Raw genomic sequence first — 18,652 nt, 5'->3', positions numbered from 1 at the left:
GTGCGGTTCGGTCAGTGCCGGGCGAGCACCCGGTTGATCAGCTCGGCGAGCCGGGTGACGGCGGGCGGGCGCAGCACGCCGTAGTGGTCGGTGTCCAGCCCGTGGATCTCCAGCGGGCCGGCCAGGTGGCGGCCCCAGCCGAGGTCGGGCAGGTCCGGCGGGGTGTCGTCCACGCCCATGCCGATGCCGGAGTTGCGCGACGCCCGCCGCTCCGCCCGGACCAGCAGGGTGGTCGCGGCCGGGTCGGCGAGCCGCCGGGGCGTGTGGGCGCCCAGGCCGCGCAGGTGGCGGGCGAAGACGGCGACCCGTTCCCGGGGGTCCTCGCCGCGGCCCAGGAGCCGGTGCGCCCGCAGCCGCGCCGCGACCGTCTCCCACCGCTCATCGGCAGGTGCCGCGAGCAGCGCCGCACGCTCCTCCGGCGTGCCGACGCCCAGGTCGAGCCCGAGGTACGCCTCGAACGCGCCGAGCTGCCGTGCGGTCGCCTCGGCCATCTCGTCGCCGGGCAGCGGCGTGATGTAGGTCGGGTCGTTGGAGTCGACCATCAGCAGCAGCCCGACGGCGGCGCCGTCCTCGTGCAGCTGACAGGCCACCTCCTGGCCGAGGCTGCCGCCCATCGACCACCCGCCGAGCAGATAGGGCCCGTGCGGGCGGTGCCGCCGGATCGCCTCCCGGTAGCGGCGGGCCAGTCCGGGCAGGTCGTCCGGGGCGGGCGTCCCGGCCAGCGCGGGGTCGGTGAGCGCGACGATCGCGAACCGCTCGTCGAGCAGCCGCGACAGCTCGGCGTAGCACAGCACGTCGCCGCCGGACGGGTGGAGGAGGAACAGGGTCCGCTCGCCCGTGCCCTCCCGCATCGGCACCATGATGTCGTCGTGGCCACCGGACACGGCGGCCGGCTCGCCCCGCGCCGGAGGAACGACGGTCTCGTCCCATGCCGAGTGCTCGGTGGCCAGGCGGCGCACCCGGGCCGCGTACCGGGCGAACATCTCGTCCACCTCCCCGTCCGGCAGCAGCCCGGCGACGGCATCCCACTGCAGCAGCAGTTCCTCGCGCTGCACCAGCACCTGGTGGTCCAGCCACGTCTGCGGGGTCTGGCTGAGGGCGTGCACCTGCTCGCCCACCCACTGCAGGTCGGGCCGGCCGCCGACGAGGTCCTCCAGGCCCAGGGCGCTGGTGAACACCACGGGCACGGAACCGGCGCGGCCCTGCCCGGAGGCGCGTTCGGCGAGGAAGTCCAGCGCCGAGTAGGCGCGGTGGTCGAGGTCGGAGAAGAGCCGGTGCTGGGTCCGCTCCGCCTGCTCGGCGAACGTCCCGGCGGCCCGCCGGTCCACTTCGTGCAGCAGCAGCGAGGTGAAGTCGCCGACGACCCTCTCGACGTCGGGGTGGATCGGCGGGCGGTCGAACAACGTGAGCGTGAGGGCGAAGTGCTCGCTCCCCGACCACGTCGCCAGCGTCTCGGCGTAAGCGGTCAGCAGGACGGCGGCGGGGGTCAGCCTGCGCCGGGCCGCCTCCCGAGTGAACTCCGTCCACTGCCCGGCCGTCAGCCGCGCGGTGCGGCGGACGAACCGCGGAGCACCGTCGGGCACGGTGACGGGCAGCGGTGCGGGGCCGGGCAGCGTGTCCAGCCGGGCCCGCCAGTAACCGGCGGCGCGCCGCCAGTCGTCGCCCGCGCGGGCCCGTTCCAGGGCGCGCACGCAGGCGGCGAAGTCGATGCCCGGCTCGGGCAGCGGGGTGCCCGGGTGCTCGTAGAAGTGGCGGACCTCCCGATCGATGATCCAATAGCTGCCGGCGTCGCAGACCAGCACGTCCACGCCGACGAACAGCCGTACCCGTCCCTCCGGCAGCAGGGCGGCCTGGATCTGCACCAGCGGCCAGCGATCGGCCGGCCCCGGGTCACGGGAGATCCGCTCACGCAGCCGGGCCAGCCGCTCGGCCGCGGCCGTCGCGCCGGCGTCCCTCAGGTCGTGCACCCGGATCCGGTACGGAGGCACGTGGTCGAGGACCTTCAGCCGCCCCTGGCGGGTGACGATCGCGCGCAGCATCGCGTGCCTGGCGATCACCTCCCGCCAGGCGCGCTCATAGCGGGCAAGGTCCAGGTCGGGACAGTCGTACTCGAGGTAGAACTGGCAGGCTATGTCGCCCAGCGCGTAGCCGCCCTCGCGGCCCACCCAGTAGGCGTGCTGGACGCGGGTCATGGGGAAGGTGCCGTCCGTGTCCTCCTCGCGTGCCGCCGTGACCTCGGGCTCGGCAGGCCGGACCGGCTCGCGGACGGTCAGCAGCCTGGCGAGCGCGCCGACCGTGGGGTGGGCGATCAGGTCCCGCAGCCGCAGCCGCACCCCGTGCGATTCCCGCAGCAGGGCGAGAATCCGGGTGGCCAGCAGGGAGTGCCCGCCGAGGGCGAAGAAGTCGGCGTCCGCCGAGGTCACCGGCACGCCCAGCAGCTCCGTCCACAGCTCGGCCACCGTCCGCTCGGCGGGGTTGAGCGCGCTCTCCTGCCCGGGGCCGGCGCCCTGCCGCGGTGGCGGGGTGTAGGCGGCCTGAGCGGCGCGTTCGCGCAGGCCGGTGGTGGAGACCGCGACCACGGGCGGGCGGGTGCGGCGGCGGGTCACGATCCGGTCCAGCGCCGCCATCCCGGTCCGGGCCCCGAGCGCGAACGCCAGCCGCACCGTCCGCTCCGTCCCGGCGGGGCCGACCTTCCAGGCGTCCCACACCACGCTGACCCATCGGGTCGCACCGGTGCCGGTCTCGGCTTCGGCCAGGGCGTCCAGGTAGCGGTTGGCCGCGCAGTACGGTCCCATGCCGATGCCGCCGACGAGGGTGCCCGCCGAGGACATCAGCACGACGTCGCGGGGCCTGCGCTCGGCCGCGAGCCGCTCGACCGCCTCGCGCAGCGCGAGCGCTCCGGCGATCTTGGCGTGCACGTGCTCCGTGACCTGGCCGGGGCCGGCCGCGCGCAGCGGGCGCAGGTCGGCGGTCGCCACCACGCCGGCCGCGTGCACGACCAGGTCGATCGGCCCTTCGGCCGACAGCTCCGCGAGCAGCGCGGCCGTGCCCTCGGTGTCGGCGGCGTCCAGCCGCCGGACGTCGACGGGCAGTCCTTCCTCGGCCAGCGCGCGCAGGGACGAAGCGCGGCTTCGGGCGGCGGGATCGGCGTCGTCGGGGGAGGGCCGCCCGCTCCGGGAGGTGACCACCACGCGCATCCCCTTTCGGGCCAGATGAGCGGCGGTGGTGAGTCCGACGTCGCCGAGCCCTCCGATGATCAGCGCCGTGCCGCCCGCGGAGGCGTCCGGGGCCGGTGCGGGCCGCCAGGGGCTGATCGCCCGCAGCCAGCGTGCGCCGCCGCGCAGGGCCGGCTCGGCTCCCGAGTGCTCGGTGGCGAGGAGGTCGGCGAGTTCCGCGGGCACCGCCTCGGCCAGGTCGGTGTGCTCGTCCACGTCCAGCACACGCCAGCGCACACCCGGCTGCTCCTGGGCGATGACCCTGGGCAGCGCGTGCAGCGCCGCGGTCGCGGGATCGGGCCGGTCGGCGCCGGTGACCCGCTGCGCTCCCCGGGTGACCTGCAGGAGCACCTGGGCTGACCGCTCTCCGGTGAAGAACCTCTCGGCCAGCCGGGCATGCGTCAGCACACCGCCGGTCACCGCCTCGGGATCGGCGCGGTGCGTGGTCCGCCGGCCGGCGAGCACCACCACGCCCGTCCACTCGGTGCCGGGACACTCGTCCGCGCGTGCCGCGGGGATCGCCTGAGCACCGGCCGCGGACAATGACTCGACCACGGCGGTGACCTCGGCTTCGTCGTCGCCGGCCACCGCCCACCGGCCGTCCGGCGCGGCCACCGGATCGAGGGGGGCGACCTGCGTCCAGACCGGGATCTGCAGCGGCTCGTCCTCGTCCGGCTCCTGCGCCGCGGTGACGGATCGGGCGGGCTGCTCGGGAGGATCGATCCACAGCCGCCGCCGCAGGAACGCCTGCCCCGGCAGCGCGACCCGCCGGCGCCGGTGGTGCATCGCCGCGAAGTCGGGCTGCACGCCGTGCGTCCACAGCCGGCCGGCCGTTTCGCGCAGGGCCGCCAGATCGCTGTCGTCCCGGTCGGCCGCGAGAGTGGTCAGCGCCGCCCGCAGCCGCGGCAGGCGGTGGGCCCGGGTCAGGGCCGCCAGCGCCCCGCCGGGCCCGACGTGAAGGAGCACGACCGGCGGCCCTGCGGCCGGGTCCAGGGCCGTGCGCAGTGCCTGGGAGAACCGCACCGGCTCACGGAGCTGCCGCACCCAGTGGCCTGCCGTGCCCAGCTCCGTGGAGACCGCTTCCCCCGTCAGCGTGCTGACCACCGGCACCGCCGGTCTGGCGGCGACCAGCCCCGTCGCGGCCGCCTCCAGCCGGGGCAGGGCCGGTTCGACGAGCCGCGAGTGCGCCGCCCCGTCGAACCGCAGCCGAGCCGGCTCGTGTCCGGCGTCCCTCAGCGTCTTCTCCAGCGCCGCCACGGCCGGCTCCGGGCCGGAGACCACGCACGCGCCGGGGGCGTTCAGCGCCGCCAGGTCGATGTCTGGATGGCGGCGCAGCAGGTCGCGGGCCTCGTCCTCACCGAGCGGCACGGAGAGCATGGCGCCGTCGCCGGCGGCTTCGGCCATGGCCAGGGAACGGACGGCGACGAGCCGTACCGCGTCCGGCAACGGCAGCGCTCCGGCGACCACGGCCGCGGTGTACTCGCCGAGGCTGTGCCCGAGGACCACGTCGGGGCGTACCCCCCAGGTCTCCAGCAGCCGGGCCGTCGCCAGGCTGACCGCGAACAGAGCCGGCAACCCCGGCACCGGCCCGCGTACGTCGTCCTCCGCGCCGCGGATGACCCCGCGGATGTCACGGCCCAGGTGGGCGGAGAACAGCTCGGCGCACTCGTCCACGCACGCGGCGAACGCCGGCTCGGCGTCGTACAGGGTGGCGCCCATGCCGGCACGGGCGCTGCCGCCACCGGGAAAGGCGAACACGAGCCGCGGCGGCACGCCGGGCACGGCGACCGGCGCCGCATCGCGCAGCGCGGCCACGAGGCTCCCGTCCTCGGCGACCACGCTGACCCGATGACGCTGGTGGCGACGGCCCTGCTGCAGCGTGTACGCCAGGTCCGCCGGCGACAGGGCGGGCGTGCTCTGCGCCCAGGCGGCCAGATCGGCGACCGTCTGCTCCAGCGCCTCGGGGGTGTGCGCCGACAGCACCACGGGGTGCGGCCGGTGATCGGCGGGCGGCTGGGGCCGCTCGGGCGCGGGCCCGACGACGACGTGCGCGTTGGTGCCGCCGATGCCGAACGAGCTGACCCCGGCCAGCTCGGGACCGTCCCACCGGCGCGTACGGCTCACCACCTCGAACGGCGACCCCGCCAGGCCGAGCAGCTCGTTGACGGGCTCCGCATGCAGCGAGGCGGGCAGCACGCCTTGCCGGATCGCCAGCACCGTCTTGATGAACGACGCGATCCCGGCCGCGGAGTTGGCGTGCCCGAGATTGCTCTTGACCGAGCCCAGCCCGCACCAGGCGGGGCCGGCGTCCCCGAACACCTGGCGCAGCGCGGCGACCTCGATCGGATCGCCCAGCCGGGTGCCGGTGCCGTGTGCCTCGACGTAGCCGATCTGACGGGGGTCGACGCGGGCGACCCCCAGGGCCTCGGCGACGGCGCGGGCCTGGCCACGTACCGAGGGCGCGGTCAGCCCCGTCTTGTCCGCTCCGTCGTTGTTGACGGCCGATCCGTGCACGACCGCGAGCACCGGGTCGCCGTCGTCCAGCGCGTCACGCAGCCGCCGCAGCACGACCGCGCCCACGCCCTGGCTGTAGACGATGCCGGTGCCCTCAGCGGAGAACGGGCGCACCTTGCCGTCCTCGGAGTAGATGCCGTCGGGAGTGGCCAGGTATCCCCGGCCCTGCGGGACGATCAGGGAGACGCCGCCCGCCAGCGCCGTGTCACACTCACCCGACAGCAGAGACTGCACGGCGAAGTGCACCGCGACCAGCGACGTCGAGCAGGCGGTGTTGACCGAGACCGCCGGGCCGGTCAGGTCAAGCCGGTAGGCGACCTGCGCGGGCAGGTAGTCGGTCTGCGTGGAGATGGCCGTCTGCAGGCTGCCGCCCGGATCCTCGCCGCCGCCGGTGGGGTCCCAGCGTCCGGACAGGTTGGCCGCCAGGTAAGCGCTCTGCGCGGCCCCGGCGAAGACCCCCACCGCTCCGGCGCCGCGGCCGCCTCCGTGCCCGGCCTGCTCGAGCGCCCGCCAGCAGATCTCCAGGAACAGCCGCTGCTGCGGGTCCATCAGCGCGGCCTCGCCGTCGGTGAGACCGAACGGCTCGGGATCGAACAGGTCCTGGCCCTCGATCAGCCCGGCCACCGGCACGTACGCGGGGTCGCGGCGCAGCCTGCCGGGCACCCCGCGCGCGGCCAGCTCGTCGTCGGTGAGCCACGTCAGACCTTCACGCTCTTCGACCAGCAGCCGCCACAGTGCGTCCGCGTCGGGCGCGCCGGGGAAACGACAGGCCAGGCCGGTCACGGCGACCAGGTCGTCATGGGCGTTCATCGGGTGCCCTCCTCGGCCTTGAGCCGGGCCAGTCGCCTGGCCTTGGCCCGCCGCGTGGCGTCGCCGTTCCCGGCCGGCGCCGGAGGCGGGACCGCCGCGCGGCGTTCGGTGATGTGCAGCGCGAGCGCCCGGACCGTGGGGTGGTCGAACAGGTCCACGACGGTCAGGCGCGGATCGAGCTGCTCGGTCAGCCGCACGTGGGCGCGGACCAGCGTCAGCGACGTGGCCCCGAGCCGGAAGAAGGGCACGCTCGGATCGACGTCCGCGCCGTCGAGCAGCTCGCTCAGCACCCGGCTCACCACCCGCTCCACCTCGGCGTCCGGCCGCGCCGCCGCCGGCCTGCCGGGCGGCGCCGCGAGCCCTGCTCCAGCGTCCGGCGCCGGCGTGCCGGACGGGGGCGCAGCCCCGGCCTGCGGTCCTGCCGGATGGGGCCGGCCGGGCGGCGTGCCGGGGCCCTCCGTGTCCGGCGTGCCGGGCAGGACCGGCAGCTCGATCAGCGCGCCGCCGGCGGCCAGCCGCTCGCCGAGCGTCAGGCCGCCGGACGCCGCCGTGCGCAGGCGTTCCGCCCAGCCTCCGGCCGCGGCCATGGCGCGCGCCGGGGACAGCGTTCCGGCGGCGATCCGCACGGTGATCTCCAAGCCGTCCTCGACCGCCTCCCGGATCAGCGCCACGAAATCCGGCTCAGGAGCCGCCGGCGCGGGCGCGGGCGGAGCGGCCGCCTGGCGCCGGTAAGGGTTCGGCAGCGCCTTGTAGTCGATCTTGCCGTTGTCGGTGAGGGGGAACTCGTCCACCAGCACGAACCGGCTGGGCACCATGTAGTCGGGCAGGCGCTCCCGAAGCCGGGCGGCGATCTCCTCGTCGGCGGGCGGCCGTGCGGGATCGGCCGCGGCCACGTACGCCACCAGCCGTGGCCGGTCGTCCGGGCCGCGCACCGACAGCGCCACCGCGTGCTGAACGCCCTGGACGCGGCGCAGCACCGACTCCACCTCGCCCAGCTCGATCCGATGCCCGCGGATCTTGACCTGGCGGTCCATCCGGCCCAGGAACTCGATGGTGCCGTCGAAGCGCCAGCGTCCCAGGTCACCCGTGCGGTACAGGCGCCGGCGCAGGATCGCGTCGGTGATGAAGCGCTCGTCGGTCTGCCGCGGGTCACCGACGTAGCCGCGCGCCAGCCCGTCCCCGCCGATGTGCAGCTCACCGGCTCGTCCCACCGGGCACGGGCGCCCTTGGTCGTCCAGGATGTGGAAACTCTGGCCGGGCAGCGCGCGGCCGTACGGGATGCTCGCCCAGGACGGAGACACCTCGCCGATCGGGTGGCAGATCGACCAGATCGACGCCTCCGTGGCACCGCCCAGGCTGATCACCTGGGCGTCCGGCGCCAGGGCGCGGATGCGGCCCGGCAGGGTGACCGGGATCCAGTCCCCCGACAGCAGGACCAGCCGGAGCGACGCGAGCGCCGGCCGGGCCCGGTCCGGGTCGATCTCGGCGTACTCGACCAGCATCTCCATCAGCGCCGGGGCGGTGTTCCACACCGTCACCCGATGGCGTTCCATGAGGTCGAGCCAGTGGCCGGGGTCGCGCCCGCGGGCGGCGTCCGGCAGGACGAGCGCGGCGCCGGCGCCCATCATCCCGAAGAAGTCGTGGACGGACAGGTCGAAGCTGAAGGCCGACAGCGCCAGCACGCGGTCCTCGGGGCCGACGGGGAACCTCTCGCTCATCGCGTCGATCGTCGTGCGCGCGGCCCTGTGCTGGATGCCCACGCCCTTGGGCCGCCCGGTCGAACCGGACGTGAAGATCACGTAAGCGAGGTCGTCCGGGCTCGGCCGGCGGACCGGTGCCGACGGCTCCTCCTTCTCCAGGTCGGGCAGCCGGTGCACGCTCACCGTGCCGGGCCAGGCGGCAGGCCCGCCATCCGGGGGCACCAGCGCGTGGCGGATGCCGGCCTGCTCGCAGACGGAGGCGATCCGCTCCCGCGGCCAGGCCGGTTCGACCGGCACGTATCCCGCGCCGCTCGCGCAGACACCGAGCAGGGCGGTCACCTGGTCGACGCTCTGGGGGAAGGCGACCGCGACGAGATCGCCGGGGCCGGCGCCCAGGGAGGCAAGGACGGCGCCGATGCGTTCCGCCCGCCCGGCCAGCTCCCCATGGGTGAGGTCGCCGCCCGCGGCGAGCAGCGCGTGCCGGTCGGGCATGGCGCCGGCCACGGCGCGCAGGGGATCGGTCAGGAGGGGACCCACGTCCGAGCGGCCGTTCAGCGGCTCGTCGGCCAGGAACGACGGATCCCAGCCGAGGGCGGCGTCGCGCCAGGCGCCGGGCTCGGCGGCCAGCCGGCGCAGCAGCCGGTGGTGCGCGTCGCGCATGCCTTCGACGAACCCGTCGGCGAACAGCCCCTCGACCGCGTCCCAGCAGATGCGCAGCCTTCCGTCCTCGTCGTGGACGATGTGGTCCAGAGCCACCTGAGGAGTCTGGGAGACACCGAAGACCTCCTCGCCCAGCCAGCTCGCCGGCGAGTCCTCCGGCGCCAGGCCGATGCCACTGGTGAAGACCACTGGATGGTCGGGGGTGAGCCGGGCCGGCGTCGCGGCCGCACGCATCACCTCGACGGCCGAGACGGCACGGTGCTCCAGATCGGTCCAGAAACGCCGGTTGACCTGAGCCGCGAAGTCCTCGAACCCCTTCCAGTGCCGCAGGTCCGCCCGCGGGAGCTCGACGAGGACCGTGGTGGTGAAGTCGCCGACGACGTGTGCCAGCTCGGGGTCGTCGGGGCGGTCGAACAGCGTGGTGTTCAGGCAGAACGCCTCGTCGGCGCCCCAGCGGGCCAGCACCAGCCCGAACGCGGCGAGCAGCACCCCGGTGGGGCTCAGCCCGCGCCGTGCCGCCTGTTCCTTCAGCGCCTGCCATTCACCGCTGTCCAGCTCGGCGTACGTGCGATGGAACCGGTGAGCGTGCACGTGCGCCAGGTCCTTGGCCCACGGCAGGCGCGGGCCGGGCGGCAGCGACGCGGCCCGGTCCCTCCAATACTCCAGGTCGCGTTCCCGTCGTCGCGCCTCACCGGGATCGGCCTGCCGGTGGCGGACGACCTCGGCGAAGGTCGTCGGTATGGAGGGCAGTTCGGTGCCGGGATCGGCGACGAGCCGTCCCCATTCGGACATGATCTGCATCCACCCGCTCATGTCCAAGGCGAGGATGTCGGTACCGAAGAAGATCCGGGTGCGGCCGCCGGGCAGGAAGGCCGCCCGGACGTCGAACAGGGGCCACCGGTCGGCGGGGCGCAGCTGGTGGGAACATTCGTGGCGCAGCCGGCGCACGCGCTCGCGCACCTCGTCCGTCCCTGCCCCGCGCAGGTCCTCGACGGCGATCTCGTACGGGCCGGCGTCCGGCAGGATGTGCTGGCGGCCCTGCCGGTCGACGATCATCCGCAACATGGGATGGCGTCGCACCAGCCGGTTCCATGCCCGCGTCAGGTTCGCCAGATCGGCCTCGGGATCGCCTGTCTCGCGCTCGTACTCCCGGTAGTAGTACGTGGCGACGCCACCCAGCGGGAAGGCCGGATCCCTGCCGATCCAGTAGGCGGTCTGCAAGGGGGTGAGGGGGAAGCCCTCCTCTCCGGTCGTTCCTTCCGGGTCGGCCGTGCCGGCCGCGACGGTGCGGACCGTCGCGGCGCCGAGAAAGGCCGTCATCGGCAGGTCGAGGCCGAGATCGCGGAGCCGTCGACGCAGCCGGACGGCTGTGAACGACTCCAATCCCAACGTGGTCAGCGCGGTGTCGGCGGCCACTTCCGCGGCAGGGAGCCCAAGGACCTCTGCGACGAGATCCGTGACGTCCTCAACGGATACGGGGGAGGGGGGCGCTTCCGGCATGGGTCTCCTCCAGATATACGCACGACGGCCAAGAGCAGCACAGTCTCACTCAGATGTGCAGTGATAATCATTATCATGTTCTTTTGTCCGCCTCTAGAGCCTGTGCTCGCTATCGGCCTGTTTGGAGGAGAAATGTCGGCTTCGGGGCCGCTGCGCAGCGTGAGCGGCACCTCCTCGACCGGAGCGCCGTCGCGGCCTCGCGCAGGTGAGCGCCTCGCACCTCCTGGCCGCCGAGGGCGCGAGCGCGGCTGGGACCGCCGTACCTGAGTCAACACATCCTCAACGAGTCCTCCACATGCCCCGCCTTACCGTCGGTTCCGCAAGGTCAGACAAGGTGTTCATCCATCTCAGGAGAGGAAGCGATCGTCATGCGGGTTCGTATGACCATGGCCGCACTCGCCGCAGCCGCGGCGGTCTCGCTGGCGCCGGGCGTGGCGGGCATCTCGGCGGCCTCCGCCCAGGCAAGCCCTGCCGTCACGAGCAGCGCCTCCGCCTCCCTCGCCGCTGCTTCGACCGCAGCGGCGAAGTGGCACTTCATGGGAGTGTTCGCCGTCAAGCAGGCGTGCCAGGTCGCGGGGCGCTACTACAAGGCCGTCGGCTACGCGAAGGACTACAAGTGCAACAAGATCCTGGTGGGGCCGCTCCACCGCCTCTACATCCGGAGGTGAGCCGGCGCGGCGGGCCTCCCGACCGGGAGGCCCGCCGGGCATCAAAAACGCCTCACTGACGGACCATTTCTTTTCCGGACCATGAACCAATCCCCCTGCGGCCGGCCCGTAAAAATGCCCGCAAAACCCGATGCCATTCCCTATGGCCATCCGTCAATGCCGTGGCTATCATCAAGCGGTGCTGATCGACACCGCAGGAGGTAGTTGATGGGTCGCATCAAGAAATTCGCCGTTTCGGCGGCCGCCGCGGCCGGGATCGCCGCCGCGACGACTCTCCTTTCGCCGGCTTCCCCCGCTCAGGCGGCGACCTGCAGCACGGACGCGCAGATCGGCACTCCCGGCGGCACCGGCTGGGCGCTGTGCAGCGGCACTGGAGTGACGCAGACACGGGTCGTGCTCTTCTGCCAGAACAGCAGCGGTGGCTACACCACGCTGTACGGCCCATGGGTCGCCAATTCCGTCAAATCAAACGCTAAATGCAGCAGCACTTCGTGGCCGATCTCGGTCGGATATCAAACGCTTTGATCCGCCACCGGCTCATGGACGCGATAAATAGCTTTCATCGCGTCCATGAGCGCAACGCTGAAATGCGCCGGAAATAGGCCGCACACCCGGCCGGGCGGGGCCGGGCGCGCTCAAATCCAGGGATGTACCTGTCCCGGTCCGCGGGGGACAGCGGGCCCGTTTCGGCGCACAGGCGCTTCTTGATCTGCGCTGCTCCGATGGGGCGGGCGTCCCGGACGCCATCGCCGCCGAGGTGTGGCCCGCGGCGGCGTGATCACCACGCTTCTCGCCGTGATCCTCTCTGCGGGCCGTCACCCGCATCCAGCCCGCGCTGACGGACCTCCTGCGTGCGCTCGTCCCCGTACGCCGAGGACTCCTCCACGGGCCGCCCCCGGCGAAGGCGTACCTGACGCTCCGCCTGGCCGATGACGCGGGGCCTACTTCGATTAGACGCGTCCGATGGGCGGGATGCCGGCGGCGAGCGCCGCGGTGGCCCGCGTCCACGCCGGGTCTTCGGGGTGGAGCCCGCTGCGCAGGTAGGCCCAGATGAGCGCGTACGGCGGCGACCCGGTCGGGGTTCTCGTCGGTGCTCTTGAGTGAGACCTTGGTCCGGACGGTTTCCAGTGGAGTCGTTCAGGTCTTCGTGTCGTCGAGCGGAGTCATCGGCCTGCTGGGGGATACACGGTGTCGATGAGGTCGGTCAGGAACGCGTCGAGGTCGTCGAGGCCGTACGCCGTGAGCGTTTCGGGCGGTTGGGTGAGCAGGGTACGTCAGCGCGCTGTTCACGCACATCGTGACCATGGCGGCGCTCCGCCGGGTCGCCGGCAGGCCGGCCGCTCTGTGCGCTTCCAGGTGCAGCGCCTGGGCGGCGCGGGTGAGCTCAGCCATCGTCTCCTGCAGGCGCGGAGGCCTTGGCGATCAACGCCAGCCACACCAGGTACCCACCTGGAACACTCGTCGCCCAAAGGGCGCCAAGGCCGTGACGACCGTCGGCACGATCACCGCCGCCCGTCCAGGCCGCCAGGTGCCGGAGACGGGCTTCGCCTTGTCCATGCTCCAGACATAGAGATGGCCCAGTTGGGGCCTATGTGCCCTTCAGATCGCGGCTGCGGAAGCCGTACAGGCCGATGAGAAGCAGGCCCGCCGCGAGCGCGGTGAGCATCACCAGCGGGGCGAGGCGGAAGTCCTCGACCGGCAACCGGGGGATGTGGTCGAACGGGGACAGCCCTCGAGCCCAGCCCGGCAGGTCCGCGCCCCAGAAGCGTACGACGACGCCGAGGGCGAGCACGGCCCATGTCAGGGGGACGGCCCTGGGCGCGAGCCCGAACAGTGTGGCGGCGACCCCCAGAAGGAAGAGGATCTCCGGGGTGCGGGCGATCACGGCGGCGGCCGCCGCCCCCGCACGGGCGGCGTCACCGAGCGCCAGGGCGGTGCCGGCGGCCATCGACAGGCCGGACACCATGAGCAGCGATGATCGCGGTCACGAACTTCTCTCCGCTCAGGTGCCGGGACAGGCTCGACTTCAGTCGCTCGCTCACGTCGTCGAGCGCGGGTTCATCGTAGGCGGCCTCGCGGAAGGCGCCGAGCACCCAGGTGGCGGTCTCGACCGCGTCGAGCCCCTTGCCCTGGACGTCCCCGACGAGCAGTCGCACCCCGTGGGGCGTGATGACGACCTCGTACAGGTCGCCGCCGATCCTCGCCCCGGCTCACCGGTCCGGGGCCGTGGCGCCGCTCACGTCGTCGTCCTGTCGCCGGGTGATCTCGTCCAGCCGGTCGCGCACCTCCCGCAGTTCGGCCAGGACGAGTCGGAGGTCGGCCTCGTTGCGCGTCTCCGCGGCCGAGGTCTGCTGGAAGCGTTCGACGAACCAGGCGGCGATCGAGGCGGTGACGACGCCGAGCAGCGCGATGCCTGAAAGCATCAACGTCGCCGCGATCAGCCGGCCCTCCAGCGTCGTCGGATACAGATCTCCGTAGCCCACCGTCGTCATCGTCGTCAGTGACCACCACAGGGCGTCGGACAGGGTGACGATCGTCGGCTCGGCGGAGCGGCGTTCGGCGTCCAGCACCGCGATGGCGCCGACCAGGGCCAGGAAGCAGGCCCAGCCGCTGACGTACACGGTCACCCGCATGCGTAGCGGCAGCGTGACCCGGCGCATCAGCGCGGTGAGCAGCAGCAGCGAGCGCAGCACGGCCAGCGGCCGTAGCAGCGGCAGCAGGACGACCAGCAACGCGGGGATGTGGGTGGCGATGAAGTGCCCGCGCCGGTCGGACAGCCACACCCTGATGGCGTAGTCGGCGGCGAACAGCGCCCAGGCCGTCTGCTGGGCGCGTTCCATCCATCGGTCGGCGTTCTCCGGCAGCTCGGGCAGCACGATGGGAAGTGCCCAGCTGGCCAGGAACAGCAGGCCGACGCCGAGCAGCACGGGATCGGTCCGGCGTTCCCAGGCGTGCAGGCGCCGTGATGGCGGGGGTGCTGGTGCTGTGCGGGGCTGTTCCATCCTCGTCCTCAGGGTGCGGGCAGGCGGGCTGTCAGGCGGCGGACGAGCTCAGGAAGCCCTCCTTGCTCAGCCACTCCTCGCTGACCTTGTCCGGCTCCTTGCCCTCGACGTCCACCTGTGCGTTGAGCTGCTGCATGGTGGCGTCGTCGAGCTTGTCGATGACGGGCTGGAGCACCTTCTCCAGTGCCGGGTGCTTCTCGAAGGTCTCCTGCCGCACGGTCACCGCGGCGTTGTAGATCGGGAAGAACTTCTTGTCGTCCTCCAGCACGGTGAGCCCGAGCGCGGCGATCCGGCCGTCGGTGGTGAACACCTCACCGAAGTTGCAGGTCTGCCCCTTGTCGGTCTCGGTGTAGACGACGCCGGTGTCGAGCAGCTTGGGGACGGAAACGCATGTCAGAAACACCTCGTGTGGGGGTTGCGTGGGGGAACTGCCTGACGAAACGGGGGGGATGTGCGGGGGCGGGATCACATGCCGCGTGGTTTGAGCGCGTGCTCGGCCAGACCGCCGAGCCAGTCGATGAGGAACGCGATGCACGCGGTGAGCACGCCGCCGACGATGGTGACGGGCATGCGGTTGAGTTTGAGTGACCACCCTCGCCTCCGCTTGCATGGATTCGCAAACGTATGCGACCTGTTGCGATGAGCGCAAAACTGAGTGCAGCTAGCGCAACATGAGTGCAACGCTTTCGTTATGAACGGACAGGGGAAGAGCGAGAATGCGCCGGTGTCGCCGGCGGGTCCGGTGTCAGCTGGATCGCCGAGCGGCTCGGCAGGGAGAAGAGTCAGGTGTCGCGGGCGCTGCGGCGCTCGAACTCGAGGGCATGGCGCAACGCGACCCGCTCACCCGCCGGTACCGGCTGGGCTGGCGGCTGTTCGCGCTGGCTGAGCCGCTCCATGGTGGTGTGCCTGCAGTCGGTTCCGTCCTCACGGGCTCGTCGCCCCAGCAGGTGTGCAGGTTCGGATGTCGCTGGTGAGCGGGCGGCCTCATCGCATCACGGATTCGTTGCAGTATGCAACATTTTCTTGGCATATCGGCACATATCCGGATCGAATGGTCATTCGGCGTGCCCCCAGCCGCTGTGGGCGCGCGGCAGGAACGGGTGCGATGAGGAAGGGACGCTGTCGTGTCGTGGAGGCTCCGCGCACTGTGGATCGCCGCGGTCGGCCTCGTCGCGGCCACCCTCGGCCTCACCTTCGCGCGCCTGCTCGAGATGCCCGTCGGGCTGGCCTTCGACACCACGCTTCGCGTACACCTGAACGACCGCCTGTACCCGCGTCTCACGTATGCGAGCGGGTTGGTGGAGGCGCTAGCCGTGATCGCGGCCACCGCGCTGGCCATCGCGGAGCGGGGCATGAACCGGTTCTGCCCGACCGTCCTCGCCGCCGCGCTGGTGATCGCCGCATTCGTGCTGTGGCTCGTGGTGGTGCATCCCGTGAACGGGGTGTTCGCCAGCTGGACGCCGCAGTCCGTCCCCGGGGACTGGCGGCATTGGCGGCTGCGCTGGGCGCAGGGGCAGGTCGGCGGCTCCGTGCTGCTGAGCAGTGCCCTGATCCTCTTGCTCGTCGCTCTGGCGGGCCCGCGGCGAAGCGCGGTCTCTTGCGGGGCGCGACAGCCGTGCGGGAGATGAGGCGGACGAAGTGCTCATCATGAAACCCTTGCCCAACGCAACGAACAAGACGAGGTCATGGACGGTCGCCGCACTCTTGCCTGGCCGCGTTCGCCGCTGTGCCGGCTGCCGGTTGCGCTTGCCGACGGGTGCAGGACGCATTTCACCTCCACCCCCGATCGGAGAGGCGGGCAGGAAGGGATGACCGTCAGGTCGCCCTTCCGCCCGTCCGGGCTGCTTGGAAGCCATAAGGAACAGCCCATCTGGGTGAGGCGACGGTGCTTCCGATGCGGTGGCGCGGCAAACGCTCTGGTGTGCGGGCTTCGGCGGTGCTAACGTCCGGGACGGAGCGCCGGGAAGCCTGGTCGGCATCGTTGTGAATGATGCCGACCGTGGGAGAAGGCACGATGAAACTGGTGCAGCTGCCTGACATCGATGGCTCCATGCTCGGCCTGGTGGGCGGTAAGGCCGCCGGGCTCGGGGAGCTGATCAGGGCGGGGGAGCGCGTTCCCGGCGGCTTCTGCCTGACCGTCGAGTCCCACCGGTCGGGGCAGCTGCCAGAAAGAGAGCTGGTCGAGGCGTACGAGCGGCTCGGCGGCGGGCGGGTGGCGGTCCGCTCCAGCGCCACCGCCGAGGACCTGCCGGACGCCAGCTTCGCCGGTCAGCACGACACCTACCTCAACGTCAAGGGGACGGCGGAGCTGGTTGACGCGATCCGCCGCTGCTGGGACTCCCTGCTCACCGAGCGGGCCGTCGCCTACCGGGACGCCGCCGGCATCGACGAGGCGGCCATGGCGGTGGTGGTGCAGCGGATGATCGACCCGGTCGCGGCCGGGGTGCTGTTCACCGCCAACCCCATCACCGGCTGCCGCACCGAGATGGTCATCGACGCCGCGCCGGCCCTGGGCACCGCCGTCGTGGACGGCACCGTCGTGCCCGACCACTACGTGCTCGACCGGCGGACGCCGGCCGTACCGAAACCCGGGGGTTGTCTGAGCGCGGAGCAGTTAGGCGAGCTGCGCGCAGCCGGGGAGCGGCTGGAGGAGCGTTTCGGCTCGCCGCAGGACGTCGAATGGGCGATCGACGCCGAGGGCGCGCTGTGGCTGCTGCAGTCCCGGCCGATCACCACGCTCTTCCCGCAGCCGCCCGACACCGGCGACACCCGGCTGTACCTGGAGTTCGGCCACGTTCAGGGCATGCTCCGCCCGTGCACTCCGATGGGCGTGTCGCTGCTCAAGACCGGCGGAAGCATGTGGTTCCAGGCAGCGGGCGCCAAGATCGACCGGCGTGACCCGTTGCCCCGATTGGTGTCGATCGGCGGCCGGCTCTACTTCGACGTGACCGACTTCCTGCGCAGCAGGACCATGCGCGAACGCATCGGAACCTCCCTGGAGGTCTACGGGCCGAGGGTGCAGGGCGCCGTGCTGCGCATGCTCGACGACCCGCGGTTCGCGCCGCGTCCCGGCCTGCCCTTCCACCTCGGCAGCGCGCTCAAGGGCGCCTTGCGGATGGTGCCCGGGGGGCTGGCCGGAATAGTGTCGAGCCTGTCCAGCCCGGCTCTCGCGCGAGCCCGCGCCTACCGCGGCGTCGCGGAGATCAAGCGGATGATCGTTCCGCCGGGCGAATCCGCCACGGCCGCCGAACGGCTGCGCTGGGTCGCCGAGGACTCCCACAAGGCGGTCATGAGCATCGACATGCGCGGGATCATGTGGCCGCTGGCGACCGGCATGATCGTCGGGACGCTCCCCGCCGCGTTGCTCAAGGGCATCGCCACGGACGAGGAGCTCGACACCGTCCTCGGCGGCATGCCCCACAACGTGACCACGCAGATGGACCTCAAACTGTGGGACCTGGCGGTGACGGCGCGCGAGCACCGCGACCTCTTCCTCCTCACCCCGCCGGAGGACCTCGCCGCGAAATACTTCGCCGGTGAGCTTCCCGACATCGGGCTGGCCGGCTTCCTGGCCTCGTACGGCATGCGTGCGGCGGCCGAGATCGACGTCGGCGTACCGCGCTGGGACGAGGACCCGGCGCCGCTGTTCGCCACGATCGCCAACTACCTGCGCGTCGCTGATCCTGCGCAGGCGCCTGATGTGCGGTTCGAAGCGGCGGCGGCCAAGGCGGAACGGATGATCGAGACGCTGGCACGGCGGGCACGGCACAGGCGTCCGCTCCGGGGCCGGCTGGCGGTGTTCTTCATGCGCCGCTCGCGGCAGCTCACCGGACTGCGGGAGCTCGCGAAGTTCGCCTGGCTGCCTGCCATCCAGGCATGCCGGCGACAGCTCCTCCTGGCCGGCGCGGACCTGGCCGGCCGCGGCCGGCTTGAGCGCGCCGACGACATCATGTTCCTGACCCTGGACGAGGCGCGGGCCGCCGCCGCCCACGATCAGGCCGGCCGGCGGGAGCTGGCCGCGATGCGGCGTGCGGAGTACGAGCGGGAACTGCGCCGGCGCATCGTCCCCGGCGCCTTGCTGTCCGACGGGACCGACGTGGAGATGCTCGCACCCGCCGAGCCGGCACAGGACGGCGTGCTGACCGGTATGTCCGGGGCGGCCGGGCAGGCGACCGGCAGGGCGCGGGTGATCCTCGATCCGGCCGGCGCCCGCATCGAACCAGGGGAGATCCTGGTCGCACCCACCACGGATCCTGGGTGGACCCCGCTGTTCCTGACCGCGGCCGGCCTGGTGACCGAGACCGGTTCCCCTGTGGCGCACGGTCCCACAGTGGCCCGCGAGTACGGGATCCCCGCCGTCATCTGCGTCCGTGACGCGACGAAGGAGATCAAGACCGGACAGCTGATCACCATCGACGGCGCATCGGGGACAGTCCGTGTGGAACCCGAATAACGTCGGCGAGGTTGTGGTGCGGGACTTCAGCATGCGGGAGACGCCGAGTACCGGTGGCGACCACAGCCGCGCGACAGACACCTGAGCGCTGCGAAAGCCCGTCGATGCCGTTTCACCACTGCGCGATGAG

Annotated in this window: 10 protein-coding genes; 4 read left to right on the top strand and 6 right to left on the bottom strand. The window is 72.5% G+C overall.

Annotated features, from left to right (window positions below; translation table 11 throughout):
• Nucleotides 1-11: 11 nt before the first annotated feature.
• A complete protein-coding gene (locus AB0K12_RS20565) occupies nt 12-6,539 on the bottom strand; it encodes an SDR family NAD(P)-dependent oxidoreductase (RefSeq protein ID WP_364563217.1) in 6,528 nt (2,175 codons plus the stop codon).
• Nucleotides 6,536-10,399 carry an amino acid adenylation domain-containing protein gene (locus tag AB0K12_RS20560; protein ID WP_364563215.1) on the bottom strand — a complete coding sequence of 1,288 codons (3,864 nt, stop codon included), beginning with the start codon at nt 10,397-10,399 and terminating at the stop codon, nt 6,536-6,538. The genes AB0K12_RS20565 and AB0K12_RS20560 overlap by 4 nt, the downstream gene beginning before the upstream one ends.
• Before the next feature lie 368 nt (nt 10,400-10,767).
• Between AB0K12_RS20560 and AB0K12_RS20555 the strand changes: the two genes are divergently transcribed.
• Nucleotides 10,768-11,067, top strand: a complete 300-nt coding sequence (locus tag AB0K12_RS20555) for a hypothetical protein (RefSeq protein WP_364563212.1) — start codon at nt 10,768-10,770, stop codon at nt 11,065-11,067.
• A gap of 207 nt (nt 11,068-11,274) precedes the next feature.
• Nucleotides 11,275-11,592 (top strand): hypothetical protein, encoded by a 318-nt coding sequence (locus AB0K12_RS20550; RefSeq protein WP_364563209.1) that lies wholly within the window; start codon nt 11,275-11,277, stop codon nt 11,590-11,592.
• 1,063 nt (nt 11,593-12,655) lie between these two features.
• On the opposite strand, the gene AB0K12_RS20545 is transcribed toward AB0K12_RS20550, so the two are convergent.
• Genes AB0K12_RS20545 through AB0K12_RS20530 form a run of 4 tightly spaced genes read right to left on the bottom strand, consistent with a single transcriptional unit; the run spans nt 12,656 to nt 14,472 of the window.
• Nucleotides 12,656-13,033 carry a hypothetical protein gene (locus AB0K12_RS20545; protein WP_364563206.1) on the bottom strand — a complete coding sequence of 126 codons (378 nt, stop codon included), beginning with the start codon at nt 13,031-13,033 and terminating at the stop codon, nt 12,656-12,658.
• Nucleotides 12,984-13,223, bottom strand: coding sequence for a SpoIIE family protein phosphatase (locus tag AB0K12_RS20540; protein WP_364563203.1), 240 nt, complete (start codon nt 13,221-13,223; stop codon nt 12,984-12,986). Before AB0K12_RS20540 ends, AB0K12_RS20545 begins: the two co-directional genes overlap by 50 nt.
• Before the next feature lie 54 nt (nt 13,224-13,277).
• On the bottom strand, nt 13,278-14,069 hold the full coding sequence (locus AB0K12_RS20535) for a potassium channel family protein (protein ID WP_364563201.1): 792 nt from the start codon (nt 14,067-14,069) through the stop codon (nt 13,278-13,280).
• Between the two features lie 31 nt (nt 14,070-14,100).
• On the bottom strand, nt 14,101-14,472 hold the full coding sequence (locus AB0K12_RS20530) for a glycine betaine ABC transporter substrate-binding protein (RefSeq protein ID WP_364563198.1): 372 nt from the start codon (nt 14,470-14,472) through the stop codon (nt 14,101-14,103).
• Between the two features lie 721 nt (nt 14,473-15,193).
• On the opposite strand from AB0K12_RS20530, the gene AB0K12_RS20525 reads away from it, so the two are divergent.
• On the top strand, nt 15,194-15,697 hold the full coding sequence (locus AB0K12_RS20525) for a hypothetical protein (protein ID WP_364563195.1): 504 nt from the start codon (nt 15,194-15,196) through the stop codon (nt 15,695-15,697).
• Nucleotides 15,698-16,083: 386 nt separating this feature from the next.
• Nucleotides 16,084-18,522 carry a PEP/pyruvate-binding domain-containing protein gene (locus AB0K12_RS20520; RefSeq protein ID WP_364563192.1) on the top strand — a complete coding sequence of 813 codons (2,439 nt, stop codon included), beginning with the start codon at nt 16,084-16,086 and terminating at the stop codon, nt 18,520-18,522.
• Nucleotides 18,523-18,652 lie beyond the last annotated feature (130 nt).

The organism is Nonomuraea sp. NPDC049419, from assembly GCF_040676995.1.
GTDB lineage: Bacteria > Actinomycetota > Actinomycetes > Streptosporangiales > Streptosporangiaceae > Nonomuraea > Nonomuraea salmonea.
The sequence above is the reverse complement of the archived record's forward strand: the minus strand, read 5'-3'. Positions and strand labels throughout refer to the sequence as shown.